A 12542-nucleotide genomic window follows, 5' to 3' on the forward strand; every position below is an offset into this window, starting at 1 on the left:
CCTGCTCGCCTCACCCGCCGGCGCCCACCGCGGTGCCCCGCCCCGCGACGTTCGCGCGCAGGCGGGCGCACCACCGCTGTGCCCCGGCGTCGGTCAGCACCGCCACCTGGTCGACGACCACCCGCAGCCGCGCGGCGTCGTCGGGCGCAGCCTCCCACGCCGGGGCGAACGCGGGATCGAGGGCACGCGGGGCGTCGGCGTGCAGGCGCTCGACCAGCTCGGTGACCAGCGCGCGCTGGTCGGCCTGCACCGCCAGCCGCGCCGGGTCGCGCATGACCCAGCGCAGCGCCGCCGCCTTGAGCACGGCCACCTCGGCCCCGATCGCCGCCGGGACGACGAGGTCGGCGCCGTGCCCGGGCGGGATCGGGTCGCCGACCACCTCGTCCGTCGCGTCGACCGCGGTGGACACGAAGCGCCCGACGAGCTCGCTGGTCAGGTGCTTGAGCGCGGCCGTGGCGGCCAGCGAGCCGTCGTGCGGGCCGTGGGCCGCGGCGGCGCGGACGGCGGGCAGCTCGGCGAGCGCCCCGGCCGCGGCCTCGAGGTCGGCGGCGGGCGCCGAGGAGAACGACTCGGCGGCCAGCGCGGCGAGCTCGGCCCGCTCGGCGGGGCGGGCGAGCCACCCGAGCACGATGCGTCCGGCCAGGATGCCGTCCTCGAGGTCGTGCACGGAGTACGCGACGTCGTCGGCCCAGTCCATGATCTGCGCCTCGACGCAGCGGCGCTCCGGCGGCGCGCCGTCCCGGATCCACGCGAAGACGCCCGCGTCGTCGCCGTACACCCCGAACTTGCGGGTGCCCGCCCGCCGCGTCCACGGGTATTTCACGCAGGCGTCGAGGACGGCGCGGGTCAGGTTGAGGCCCCGGCAACGGTCATCGTCGAGCACCTTGGGCTCGAGCCGCGTGAGGATGCGCAGGGTCTGGGCGTTGCCCTCGAAGCCGCCGCAGTCGGCCGCGAGCGCGTGCAGGGCGCGCTCGCCGTTGTGGCCGAACGGCGGGTGGCCGATGTCGTGGGCCAGGCCCGCGGTGTCGACCACGTCGGGGTCGGCGCCGAGCTCCTCGGCCATGCCGCGCCCGATCTGGGCCACCTCGAGCGAGTGCGTGAGGCGGTTGCGCGGAACACCGGTGACCTCGGCGTCCTCGTCGGGCCCCACCACCTGGGTCTTGCCGGCCAGCCGCCGCAGGGCCGCCGAGTGCAGCACCCGGGCCCGGTCGCGGGCGAACGGTGAGCGCCGGTCGGGACCCGCCTTGGGCGCCTCGTCGAACAGGCGCGCGGCGCGGTGTGCCGCGGGCATCAGCCGAGCCCGGGGTCGGAGAAGTCCGACGACCCGTGGGTGAGGTGGTAGTAGATCAGCGCCCCGGTCTCGCGGACGATGTAGCGGAACTGGGTCTCGCGGGTCTGCACCACCGGGCCGCGCTTGGTGGGCGACGTGGTGGCGTCGAGGCCGACGTCGGCGGCCATGGTGCGCGAGCGCAGCGAGTGCCACGGGTCGCTGACCAGCACCGCCGAGTTCCAGCCCCGCTGCTCGGCCACCGCGGCGACGGCCTCGAAGCTGCCGAAGGTGTCGGTGCCCTCGTCCACCGGCAGCAGCGCCTGGCCCGGCACGCCGTTCTCGACGAGCCACTGCTCGCCGGCCTGCGCCTCAGTGAACGCGTCGCCCGCCGCGGCCCCGCCGACGGTGACGATGCGCGGCGCCACGCCCTCCTCGTAGAGCTCGAGGGCGTGCTGCAACCGCGCGCGGAACACCGGCGAGGGTTCACCGTCGTACTGCGCGGCGCCCAGCACGACGATCATGTCGACCGGCTGGCGCTCGTCGGTGCGCCCGAGCTGCCACACCCGGATCGCGGTCCCCCCGACCAGGAGCAGGGCGACGACCAGGGCCCCGAGCACGATGCGGGGCGCCCACCGGAGCGCGCTGCGCGCGGGCGTCGGCGGGGCGTCGAGGGAGCGGGGACCGGGACTCACGCGCCGATCTGCCCCGTCGCGCGGACCAGCGCCGAGGGGTCGCGCCCGCTGCGGGCGGCGAGGACCTCGGCGACGACCGACACCGCGGTCTCGGCCGGCGTGCGCGCACCCAGGTCGAGGCCCACGGGGCCGTGGATGCGCGCGAGCTGGTCCTCGGTGACCCCGGCGGCGAGCAGGCGCTCCCGCCGCGCGGCCTGCGTGCGCCGCGAGCCCAGCGCCCCGAGGAAGCCGCGGCCGTGCACCCCGGTCCGCAGCACGGCGTCGAACGCGGGGTCGTGGTCGAGCAGCACCAGCACGTCGGCATCGGTGAACGCGGCGACCGCGGCGTCGGCCTCGGCCACCGTGTCGGCGCGGCGGTGCGACCAGCCCAGGACCTGCGCCTGCGCGGCCAGCGCGTCGGCGATCGCCCCGGGGCCGACGACCACCACGGTGGGCACCGGGACCCAGAGGTCGACCAGCACGTCGGCGCCGTCCTCGAGCACCACGCGCTCGGTGGCCGTGGCGCCGCGGCGCAGCAGCCCGCGGACATGGGCGACGGCCGCCGCGTCGACGGCCGCGAAGCCCAGCGAGCCCTCGACGACGTCCAGCTCGCCGCCGGTGGCGGCCAGCGAGGCGCTACCGTCCGCCCGCGTCACCAGCGCCGCCGGCACGCCGCGCGCGAACGCGGCGGCCAGCGCCCGGGACGGCGCGGCCGCGAGGGGGTGGCCCAGCAGGGTCGCCCCGCCCGCGCAGGCGAGGCCCGCCGCGACGGCGTCGTCCTCGGCCACGTGGGCCTCGAGGACGCGCGGCGCCGCGCGCGCGTCGCGGGCCAGCGCCGCGGCGTCGGCGTCCAGCGCGCCGCGCAGCAGCACCCCGCCCAGCGCGCCGTCGGCGCCGGCGACGAGCAGCTGGCCGGGCTCGACGGTGCCGAACCCGTGCCGGTCGAGCACGCGGACCACGGCCCGCGCCTCGTCGCCGCGGGCGAGGACGTCGGCCACCGCGGTCAGGTCGCTCACGGGCCCCAGGGTAGGCGAGCGGACCTCAGCAGCCGACGAGACGCCCGGCGAGGTAGCCCTCGAGCTGGTCGAGACCCACGCGCTCCTGGGTCATCGCGTCGCGGTGCCGGACGGTGACGGCCTGGTCGTTGAGCGTGTCGAAGTCGACCGTCACGCAGAACGGGGTGCCGATCTCGTCCTGGCGCCGGTAGCGGCGGCCGATGGCGCCGGCGTCGTCGAACTCGACGTTCCAGTGCCGACGCAGGCGGGCCGCGACGTCACGGGCCACCGGCGAGAGGTCGGCGTTGCGCGACAGGGGCAGCACCGCGGCCTTGACCGGCGCGAGGCGCGGGTCGAGCTTGAGCACCGTGCGCTTGTCGACACCACCCTTGGCGTTGGGCGCCTCGTCCTCGGTGTAGGCCTCGAGCAGGAACGTCATCATCGAGCGGCCCACGCCCGCGGCCGGCTCGATGACGTACGGGCGGTAGCGCGAGTCGGTGGCCTGGTCGTAGTAGCTCAGGTCGACGCCGCTGCTGTTCGAGTGCGTGGTGAGGTCGAAATCGGTGCGGTTCGCGATGCCCTCGAGCTCGCCCCACTCCTGGCCGGCGTTGAAGCCGAACCGGTACTCGATGTCGACGGTGCGCTTCGAGTAGTGGGAGAGCTTCTCCTTGGGGTGCTCGTAGTGCCGCAGGTTGTCTGCCGAGATGCCCAGGTCGGTGTACCAGCGGGTGCGCTCGTCGATCCAGTACTGGTGCCACTGCTCGTCGGAGCCGGGCTCGACGAAGAACTCCATCTCCATCTGCTCGAACTCGCGCGTGCGGAAGATGAAGTTGCCGGGCGTGATCTCGTTCCGGAAGCTCTTGCCCATCTGGCCGATGCCGAACGGCGGCTTCTTGCGCGCCGCGGACATCACGTTGGCGAAGTTCACGAAGATGCCCTGCGCGGTCTCGGGCCGCAGGTAGTGCAGGCCCTCCTCGGACTCCACCGGGCCCAGGTACGTCTTGAGCATCATGTTGAACTCGCGCGGCGGCGTGTACTGGCCGCGCGTGCCGCAGTTCGGGCACGGGACGTTCGACAGGTCGAAGTGGACGTGACCCTCGGCGTCGGTCGACTCCAGCGACGGGCCGCCGGTGCGCTCGGCGAAGTCCTCGGCGAGCTGGTCGGCGCGGAAGCGGCGGTGACAGCTCGTGCACTCGACCAGCGGGTCGGTGAACACGTCGACGTGACCGGACGCGACCCACACCTGGCGCGGCAGGATCACGCTGGAGTCGAGGCCCACGACGTCGTCGCGGCCGTTGACGACGGCCTTCCACCACTGGCGCTTGAGGTTCTCCTTGAGCTCGACGCCCAGGGGGCCGTAGTCCCAGGCCGACCGCGTCCCGCCGTAGATCTCCCCGGAGGGGAAGACGAAACCGCGGCGCTTGCAGAGGTTGACCACGGTCTCGATGCGGGCGCTGCCGGTGGGGGTGGGCACGGTGGTACTCCGGGAATCGCAGGGGATCGCTGGGGCTCGCCGGACCTGGCGGGTGCACCCAGCGTAGCGATCGGCGGCGGGAGCCCTCAGTCGCCGGGTGGCGGCCCCCCGGCGCGGTCGGCGAGCAGGCTCGGGTGCTCGGTCAGGCCCTCCGGCCCGGCGACCAGGCCGCGCTCGTAGGCGGCCGGCTCGTCGGTCAGCGCCTCGGAGAGCAGCGGCACGACGTGCTCGCGCACGTCGAACGGCTGCAGCGCCCGCCGGTAGGCGGTGACGGTGGCGAAGCGGGCGACGAGCACCCAGCGGTCCGGCTCCTCGATCGCCCGGGCCAGGTCGACGCCGTCGCACCCGGGCTGCGCCGCGAGCAGGGCCACCGCCCGGCGGGCCCGCTCGAGGAAGCCCGCGGCGTCGCCGGGGGCCGGCGCGAAGCGGCAGACCAGCAGCACCCGGGCCTCCTCCCCCACGAGTCGACAACGAGTGTCACCATCGATAGGGACAGCGTAGGGCGCGGGGGACGACGAGGACGGGAGGCCGGGCGTGACCGATCGCGGACCGGGACGGGCACGGCCGCCGTTCGCCCGGCGCCGGGGACGGATGCTGCCGGGCGAGGGACCGCTGGCGCGGGTCCCCGCGGTCGTCGTGTTCGTCGTCGTCGCCGCGGTGTTCGCCGCCGGGGTGCTCCTCGGCGGGACGGTCGGCGCGGTGCTGCTGGGGCTGCTCGCGCTGGGCGTCGCCGCCCTGCTCGCCGCCACGTGGCCGCGGCTCTCCCCCGGCGAACGCGCCGTGCGCGTGCTGTGCCTCGTGGTGCTCGTCGCGATCGCCGTGGGGCAGGTGGTCGCGTGAGCGCGCCGTCGACCGGAGCCGGACCCGACGTGGTGCCCCCCGACCTGCACGAGCACGACGCGCCCGCGCCGATCGCCGAGACACCGGGGTCCGAGGCGCTCGTCGCCGCGGGCGACCTGCTGCGCGCCCTCGCCGCGCCCGTGCGCATCGCCATCGTGCTGCAGCTGCGCAGCTCGCCGCGCTGCGTGCACGAGCTGGTCGACGCCCTCGCCGTCACCCAGCCCCTGATCAGCCAGCACCTGCGCGTGCTCAAGGCCGCCGGCGTGGTGCGCGGCGACCGGCGGGGCCGCGAGGTGGTCTATCGCCTGGTCGACGACCACCTCGCCCACATCGTCGTCGACGCCGTGACCCACGTGGAGGAGGACCCGTGACCGGTTCGCGCGCCCCGTCGGTGCCGGGGCAACGGGCGACCCGCCAGCGCGCGGCGATCGCGGACCTGCTCGACGAGCTCACGGACTTCCGGTCCGCGCAGGAGATCCACGAGGAGCTCCGCCGCCGCGGGGACGGCATCGGCCTGACCACGGTCTACCGCACCCTGCAGGCCCTCGCCGACGCCGGCGAGATCGACGTGCTGCGCACCGGCACCGGCGAGGCCTCCTACCGGCGCTGCTCCGAGCACCACCACCACCACCTCGTCTGCCGGTCCTGCGGCAAGACCGTCGAGGTGGAGGGCCCGGCCGTCGAGCACTGGGCGGAGCGCGTCGCCCTGCAGCACGGCTTCGCCGAGGTCTCGCACACCGTGGAGATCCTCGGCATCTGCGCGGCCTGCCGCACGGGCTGAACGGCGCGGTCCGGGAACGGCGAAGGCCGGGCCCCCGGAGTGGGGACCCGGCGCTCGCCGTCGTGCGGTGCTACTCCCGGTCGGCGCTCGGCCGCCCGGCCGGCTCCGTCCGGTCGCCCGGCGCGGCGGACTCGGCCTGGGCGCCGGGGCCGGTGTCCACGACCTCGGTGCCCCCGGGGTCGTCGTCGCGCGGGACGGAGCGCCCCGTGGCCGCGTCGTCGGCCTCCCCGGCGAACGGGTCCTGGACGCCCCGGACGTCGGCGTACGTCGGCCCGGTGGACTCCCCGCCCTCGGCCCGCCGCGTGCTCGAGGCCGGGAACGCCTGGACGTTCAGGTAGAAGTCCTCGCCGTGGCGCTCGGTCCCGTAGTCGACCGCCTGCTCCATGACCTCGAGGCCCTTGCTCTCGCGCAGGACGATCGGGTCGTGGTTGAGGTCGCGCATGAACGCGATGCAGAGGAACACCATGATCACCACGAACGGCGCGGCGACCAGGATGGTGAGGCTCTGCAGGCCGGACAGCGCGTCCTCGCCGCCCACGAGCAGCATGATGATCGCGACGGCGCCCATCACGGTGCCCCAGAAGATGACCACCCAGCGCGACGGCTCGTCGGTGCCCCGCTGCGAGAGCGTGCCGGTGACGATGGACGCGGCGTCCGCGCCGGAGACGAAGAAGATCGCCACCAGCACCATGACCAGCAGCCCGGTGAACGTGGCCCACGGGTACTGCGCGAGCACGGCGAACAGCTGCTGCTCGGTGCCGGCCGCGGCCGGGTTCAGGCCGGCCTGCTGCTGGCTGATCGCCGCGCCACCGAAGATCGCGAACCAGACGAGGCTCACGAGGCTGGGCACGAGGATCACGCCGCCGACGAACTGGCGGATGGTGCGACCCCGGCTGATCTTGGCCAGGAACATGCCGACGAAGGGCGTCCAGGAGATCCACCACGCCCAGTAGAAGACCGTCCACGAGCTGAGCCAGTCGAGCATCGCCGCGCCGCCCGTGGCCTCGGTGCGCCCGACCATCTCGGCCCAGTCGCCGATGTAGGCGCCGACCGCGGTGGGCAGCAGGTCGAGGATGATCACCGTCGGCCCGACGACGAACACGAACAGCGCCAGCACGCCGGCGAGCACCATGTTGATGTTCGACAGCCACTGGATGCCCTTGGCGACGCCGGACACCGCCGACAGCACGAAGGCCGCGGTCAGCACGATGATCAGCGGGACGAGCACCTCGTTGCCGGCACCGGGCCAGAACCCGGTGGCGTCGAGGCCACCGCCGATCTGCAGCGCGCCGAGACCCAGCGACGCGGCCGATCCGAAGATCGTCGCGAAGATCGCGATGATGTCGATGACCCGGCCGACGGCGCCGTTGGCCGCCCGGGTGCCGATGAGCGGGATGAACGCCGAGCTGATGAGCTGGCGGCGTCCCTTGCGGAACGTCGAGTAGGCGATGGCCAGGCCGACCACCGCGTAGATCGCCCACGGGTGCAGCGTCCAGTGGAACAGCGACGTCGCCATGGCCGTGCGCAGCGCGCCGACCTGGTCACCGGGCACCACGGAGCCGGGCGGCGGCTCGGTGAAGAAGGACAGCGGCTCGGCGACGCCGTAGAACATCAGCCCGATCCCCATGCCCGCGCTGAACATCATCGCGATCCACGAGACGGTGCGGAACTCGGGCTGCTCGTCGTCGTGGCCCAGCCGGATGCGCCCGAAGCGGCTGAACGCCAGCCACAGCGCGAACACGACGAAGCCGGTGGCGGCGAGGATGAAGCCCCACCCGCCGCCGCGGATGACGCCGCTGAGCATGGCGCTCGACGCGGCGGAGAGGCTCTCGGTACCGACGACGCCCCACACGACGAAGATCACGGCCAGCGCCGCGCCCACGCCGAAGACGACCCAGTCGGTGCCGTGCTTGCGGTCGGCCGCGCTCTCGGGCGCGGGGCCGGCGGGGCCCTCCCCCGGCGCCCCGGGCGGGGGACCCGGCGGTGATGAGAGATCTTGTGTCATCGCGAGTCGCGCCTCCGCGTCCGGCGTGCCGGCGGAAGACGCCCCTCCTCTCCGGATGGTCGGCGGTGGCGGAGTCTACGGGGCATTCCGACGGGTTCGTCCCCCTTTCGGCCGTTCGACACCCTGCAGCCCGCTTTCGGCTCAGTATTCGTCCACCACTTCGGGGGTGGCAACCGGCGACGACCCGGTCACGGTGTGTACCGGCGTCACTCGCCCGCGCCGACCCACGCTCCGACCAGGGGTGGCGCCCGCTACGCTGCCCGGCGGAACTGGGTGGGGGGACGCCGTGGACGCCGAGATGTTCGGCCCGTATCGCGTCGTCGCGTCCCTCGGCCGCGGCGGGATGGGCGAGGTCCACCGGGCCGAGGACACGCGCCGCGACCGCGTGGTCGCGCTCAAGCGGCTGCACCGCGCGCTCGGCACCAGCGAGGACTTCCGCGAGCGTTTCCGGCGCGAGTCCCAGCTCGCCGCGCGGCTGTCGTCGCCGCACGTCATCCCGATCCACGACTGGGGCGAGATCGACGACCGGCTCTTCATCGACATGCGGCTGGCCGAGGGCGTCGACCTCGCCGAGCTGCTGCGCACGCGGGGCGCCCTCGGCCCGGAACGTTCCGCGGACCTCGTCCGCCAGATCGCCTCGGCGCTGGACGACGCGCACCGGGCCGGGCTGGTCCACCGTGACGTCAAGCCCTCGAACGTGCTCGTCACCGACCAGCGGGGACACGACTTCGCCTACCTCGTCGACTTCGGGATCGTGCGCGCCCTCGACGACAGCGGGGTCTCGCTCACCGGCACCGGCTCCGCCGTGGGGACGCTCGCGTACATGGCGCCCGAGCTGTTCGAGGGCCGCCGGGCCGACGCCCGCAGCGACGTCTACGCCCTGGCGTGCGTGCTGCACGAGACCCTGACCGGCGGAGCGCCGTTCGGCCAGAGCTCGGCTCCCGCGCTCATGCACGGCCACCTCAACGTCCCGCCGCCCCGCCCCTCGGAGCACATCGCGGGCGTGCCGCGCGAGCTCGACGACGTGGTGGTCCGCGGGATGGCGAAGGACCCGGCCGAGCGCTACGCGTCGCCGGGCGAGCTCGCGGACGCGGCCCTGCGCGCGTCCCGTGCGGCGCCGGGGTCCGGCACCACCACCATCACCGGCCCACCCGGTGGAGGGTCGGGAGGCGGCGGCTTCGGCGGAGCGCCCACCTACATCCCGTGGGGCGGAGGCCCGCCCCCGGGACACCCCCCGTCGACGCCGCCGCCGTCGTCCACCCCGCCCGGGGGCCCGCAGCCCTGGACGCCGGGCCCACCACCCGCCGGATGGCCCGACCCGGCCGACACGGCCGGTCGCCCGAACCGGCGCGGGACCTGGGTCGCCGTGGCCGTGGCGCTCGTGCTCGTGGTGGCCGTGATCGTGACCCTGGTCCTCGTCAACCGCGACTCCGGGAGCGGCGGGACGGTCGCCGGAGGCGTCACCCCGGCGGCCGCGGGCGGGGTCCTGGCCGGGCAGACCTACACCGTGGGGGGCAAGAACTTCGACGAACAGCTCGTGCTCTGCAAGATGACCATCGCGGTGCTGCAGGCCCGGGGCGCCACGGCGAGCGACCGGTGCAACATCTCGGGCTCCGCCGCGGCGCGGCAGGCCCTGCTCGCGGGACAGATCGACGTGGCCTGGGAGTACACCGGCACCGGATGGATCACGAATCTGCGCAACAGCACCCCGATCCCGGACGCCGCGCGCCAGTACCAGGCGGTCCGGGACGCCGACGCCGCCAACGGGGTGAGCTGGCTCGCGCCCACGCCCTTCAACAACACCTACGGCATCGCCGCCACCTCTGACGTCCTGGCGCGGTACAACCTGCGCACACTGTCCGACCTCGCGCGGCTGAACAACGGCGGCACCCCGGTGTCGCTCTGCGTGGAGTCGGAGTTCGAGGCCCGCGACGACGGTCTACCCGGGATGGTGCGGGCCTACGGGTTCTCCCCGAGCCCGACGCCGACCGCGCTCGACACCGGCGCGATCTACCAGGCCGCCGCCAACGGCAACCCCTGCACGTTCGGCGAGATCTTCACCACCGACGGACGCCTACCGGGGCTGGACCTCGTCCCGCTCGTGGACGACCGCAACTACTTCCCCTTCTACAACGCCTCGCCCGTGGTGCGGACCTCGGTGCTCCAGCGCCAGCCCGCCCTGCGGACGGTGCTCGACGAGATCTCCCCGCGTCTGACCCAGGACGTGATGCTGGACCTCAACGGCCAGGTCTCGAGCCAGGGCCAGGACCCCGCGGTCGTGGCCACGCGCTGGCTGCGGCAGCAGGGCCTGATCAGCTGACGTCCACGAGCTCCGACCGGACCTGCGAGGCCGTCGAGACCACGAGCATGATCAACGTGCCCAGCGGGCCGACCGCCAGGGCCTCGGCCGGGAACGCGTAGCGCAGCGTCACGTCCCACCCGCGCTCGGTGGCGATCGCGCCGAGCGTCCCGAACAGCCCCTGGCCGGCGCGTTCGGCGATCGTGCGCGGGGTGTCGGGGTCGGTCAGGTCCCAGGCGACGACGCAGGTCAGGCTGAGCACGGCGAGGCCCTCGACGAGCTCGACGCCCTGCACGGCACACGGCACCCCGCCGTGGCGGAAGGACAGCGCGCCGTCGTCGTCGACGTGGACCTCGACGAACTGCTCCAGGGCCTCGCGTGCGGTGATCAACAGCGTCGCGGTGGTGGCGGCCTCGCGGCTCACGTGCTCCCGTTCCCCGTGGTCGTGGACTCGGCGCGGTCGCGCGCGCCACCGTAGCGCCGGTCGCGGCTCGCGTAGATCTCGCACGCCTCCCAGAGGTGGCGGCGGTCGAAGTCGGGGAAGAGCGTGTCGAGGAAGACCATCTCGGCGTAGGCCGACTGCCACAGCAGGAAGTTCGACGTCCGCTGCTCCCCCGAGCTGCGCAGGAACAGGTCGACGTCGGGCATGTCGGGCTCGTCGAGGTGCCGGGCGAGCGCCTTCTCGTCGATGCGCTCGGGGTCGATCTCGCCGCGGGCCGCCCGGCGGGCGAGCTCCTTCGCGGCTCCGACGATCTCCTGGCGCCCGCCGTAGTTGACGCACATGGTCAGCGTGACGACGTCGTTGTCGCGGGTGAGCTCCTCGGCGATCTCGAGCTCCTTGATGACGCTGCGCCACAGCCGCGGACGCTGCCCCGCCCAGCGCACCCGCACGCCCATCGCGTGCATCTCCTCGCGCCGGCGCCGGATGACGTCGCGGTTGAAGCCGAGCAGGAAGCGCACCTCGTCGGGGCTGCGCCGCCAGTTCTCGGTGGAGAACGCGTACGCCGAGATCCACTTGACGCCGACGTCGATGCAGCCGCGGACGACGTCGAGCAGCTGCGCCTCGCCGTGGCGGTGGCCCTCGATGCGCGGCAGCCCCCGCTGGTTGGCCCACCGGCCGTTGCCGTCCATCACCAGCGCGACGTGGTTCGGCACCAGCTCGGGCGGGATGTCGGGCGCCGTGGCCCCGCTCGGGTGCGGGGTCGGCGCCATCACCGTCGGGTCGTCGCGGCCCCGCAGCGGGCGGCCGGTGGTGCGGCCGCGGGCGGGGCGCAAGCGGGGGCTCACAGGGCGACTCCGGGGATCGGGCGGAGGGCGCCCTCGCTCGGGTCTTCCGAGCGGAGGTGCCCTTCGTTCGGATCGTCGTCGGGCTCGTCCACCTCGACCCCCGTCGCGTCGCCGAGATCGACGCGGGGCACGCCGCCGCGACGGTCGACCAGCGGCAGCGAGCGCAGGGTCCGCTCGAGGTGCCACTGCAGGTGCGCGGCGACGAGGCCCGCGGTGTCGCGGCGTGCGGCGGGGTCGGTGCCCTCGGCGACGCCCCAGTCGCCGTCGCGCAGCGCCTCGAGCAGGCGCCACGTGGGGTCCGAGGGCACGACGGCCCCGGACGGGCGGCAGCGCTCGCACACCGCGCCGCCGGCCGGCACCGAGAAGCGCCGGTGGTAGGGCTCGCCCTCGACGCCGCAGCGGGCGCACTCGGTGATCGCGGGCGCCCAGCCGGCGATGACCATGGCGCGCAGGAGGAAGGCGTCGAGCACGAGGTAGGGGTCGCGGGTGCCGCCGGCGAGCCCGCGCAGGGCGCCGACGAGCAGCAGGAACAGCTCGCGCGCCGGCTCGCCCTCCTCGGAGGTGAGGCGGTCGGCGGTCTCGAGCAGCGCGCAGCCCGCCGTGTAGCGGGGGTAGTCGCCGGTGAGCCCGCCGCCGAAGGCGTCGAGGGTCTGCACCTGGGTGACGATGTCGAGGCTGCGGCCCGTGTGCAGCTGCAGGTCGACGTGCCCGAACGGCTCGAGGCGCGCCCCGAAGCGCGAGCTGGTGCGGCGGATGCCCTTGGCCACGGCGCGGACCTTGCCGTGGCGGTGGGTCAGGAACGTGACGATGCGATCCGCCTCGCCGAGCTTCTGCAGCCGCAGCACCACGCCGGTGTCGCGGTAGAAGCCCACGTCCTCATCGTCGCACCTGCCACCGACCGCGGCAGCCGCCACGCCCCG

The 12542-nt window shown here is 74.6% G+C and carries 13 protein-coding genes; 4 read left to right on the plus strand and 9 right to left on the minus strand.

Annotation, left to right across the window (positions count from 1 at the left end; translation table 11 throughout):
* Nucleotides 1–10 precede the first annotated feature (10 nt).
* From ACQPX6_RS20960 to ACQPX6_RS20980, 5 genes are all read right to left on the minus strand, one after another.
* Nucleotides 11–1291, minus strand: a complete 1281-nt coding sequence (locus tag ACQPX6_RS20960) for a deoxyguanosinetriphosphate triphosphohydrolase (RefSeq protein WP_433782356.1) — start codon at nt 1289–1291, stop codon at nt 11–13.
* Nucleotides 1291–1962 (minus strand): YdcF family protein, encoded by a 672-nt coding sequence (locus ACQPX6_RS20965; protein WP_433782357.1) that lies wholly within the window; start codon nt 1960–1962, stop codon nt 1291–1293. Before ACQPX6_RS20965 ends, ACQPX6_RS20960 begins: the two co-directional genes overlap by 1 nt.
* Nucleotides 1959–2957: an XdhC family protein gene (locus tag ACQPX6_RS20970; protein WP_433782358.1), complete on the minus strand. Its 999-nt coding sequence runs from the start codon at nt 2955–2957 to the stop codon at nt 1959–1961. Before ACQPX6_RS20970 ends, ACQPX6_RS20965 begins: the two co-directional genes overlap by 4 nt.
* 25 nt (nt 2958–2982) lie before the next feature.
* Nucleotides 2983–4410 (minus strand): glycine--tRNA ligase, encoded by a 1428-nt coding sequence (locus ACQPX6_RS20975; protein ID WP_433782359.1) that lies wholly within the window; start codon nt 4408–4410, stop codon nt 2983–2985.
* An 86-nt stretch (nt 4411–4496) separates the two neighbouring features.
* Entirely contained in the window at nt 4497–4853 is a 357-nt protein-coding gene (locus tag ACQPX6_RS20980; protein WP_433782360.1) for an antibiotic biosynthesis monooxygenase family protein, read from the minus strand.
* A 91-nt stretch (nt 4854–4944) separates the two neighbouring features.
* Between ACQPX6_RS20980 and ACQPX6_RS20985 the strand changes: the two genes are divergently transcribed.
* The 3 genes from ACQPX6_RS20985 to ACQPX6_RS20995 are packed head-to-tail and all read left to right on the plus strand — an operon-like array spanning nt 4945 to nt 6031.
* Nucleotides 4945–5250 carry a DUF6703 family protein gene (locus tag ACQPX6_RS20985; protein ID WP_433782361.1) on the plus strand — a complete coding sequence of 102 codons (306 nt, stop codon included), beginning with the start codon at nt 4945–4947 and terminating at the stop codon, nt 5248–5250.
* Nucleotides 5247–5621 carry an ArsR/SmtB family transcription factor gene (locus tag ACQPX6_RS20990; RefSeq protein WP_433782362.1) on the plus strand — a complete coding sequence of 125 codons (375 nt, stop codon included), beginning with the start codon at nt 5247–5249 and terminating at the stop codon, nt 5619–5621. Before ACQPX6_RS20985 ends, ACQPX6_RS20990 begins: the two co-directional genes overlap by 4 nt.
* Nucleotides 5618–6031, plus strand: coding sequence for a Fur family transcriptional regulator (locus ACQPX6_RS20995; RefSeq protein ID WP_433782363.1), 414 nt, complete (start codon nt 5618–5620; stop codon nt 6029–6031). The genes ACQPX6_RS20990 and ACQPX6_RS20995 overlap by 4 nt, the downstream gene beginning before the upstream one ends.
* Nucleotides 6032–6101: 70 nt before the next feature.
* On the opposite strand, the gene ACQPX6_RS21000 is transcribed toward ACQPX6_RS20995, so the two are convergent.
* A complete protein-coding gene (locus ACQPX6_RS21000; protein ID WP_433782364.1) occupies nt 6102–8036 on the minus strand; it encodes a BCCT family transporter in 1935 nt (644 codons plus the stop codon).
* 286 nt (nt 8037–8322) lie between these two features.
* Between ACQPX6_RS21000 and ACQPX6_RS21005 the strand changes: the two genes are divergently transcribed.
* Complete coding sequence (locus ACQPX6_RS21005; RefSeq protein ID WP_433782365.1) at nt 8323–10356, plus strand: glycine betaine ABC transporter substrate-binding protein; 2034 nt, start codon at nt 8323–8325, stop codon at nt 10354–10356.
* On the opposite strand, the gene ACQPX6_RS21010 is transcribed toward ACQPX6_RS21005, so the two are convergent.
* The 3 genes from ACQPX6_RS21010 to recO form a co-directional block, all read right to left on the minus strand.
* Nucleotides 10349–10759 carry a hypothetical protein gene (locus ACQPX6_RS21010; RefSeq protein WP_433782366.1) on the minus strand — a complete coding sequence of 137 codons (411 nt, stop codon included), beginning with the start codon at nt 10757–10759 and terminating at the stop codon, nt 10349–10351. The two genes, ACQPX6_RS21005 and ACQPX6_RS21010, sit on opposite strands and share 8 nt — an antisense overlap.
* The gene (locus ACQPX6_RS21015; protein ID WP_433788315.1) at nt 10756–11547 is read right to left on the minus strand and encodes an isoprenyl transferase; all 792 of its coding nucleotides are present in this window, start codon (nt 11545–11547) and stop codon (nt 10756–10758) included. The genes ACQPX6_RS21010 and ACQPX6_RS21015 overlap by 4 nt, the downstream gene beginning before the upstream one ends.
* Before the next feature lie 71 nt (nt 11548–11618).
* Entirely contained in the window at nt 11619–12494 is an 876-nt protein-coding gene (recO, locus tag ACQPX6_RS21020) for a DNA repair protein RecO (protein ID WP_433782367.1), read from the minus strand.
* Between the last annotated feature and the right edge of the window lie 48 nt (nt 12495–12542).

The organism is Actinomycetospora sp. CA-101289 (genome assembly GCF_050955895.1).
Classification (GTDB): domain Bacteria; phylum Actinomycetota; class Actinomycetes; order Mycobacteriales; family Pseudonocardiaceae; genus Actinomycetospora.

Excerpts from the sequence above, each read along its gene's own strand:
- ACQPX6_RS20960 (WP_433782356.1), bottom strand. The coding sequence starts at position 1,291 with ATGCCCGCGGCACACCGCGCCGCGCGCCTGTTCGACGAGGCGCCCAAG.
- ACQPX6_RS21000 (WP_433782364.1), bottom strand. The coding sequence starts at position 8,036 with ATGACACAAGATCTCTCATCACCGCCGGGTCCCCCGCCCGGGGCGCCG.
- ACQPX6_RS21015 (WP_433788315.1), bottom strand. The coding sequence starts at position 11,547 with ATGGCGCCGACCCCGCACCCGAGCGGGGCCACGGCGCCCGACATCCCG.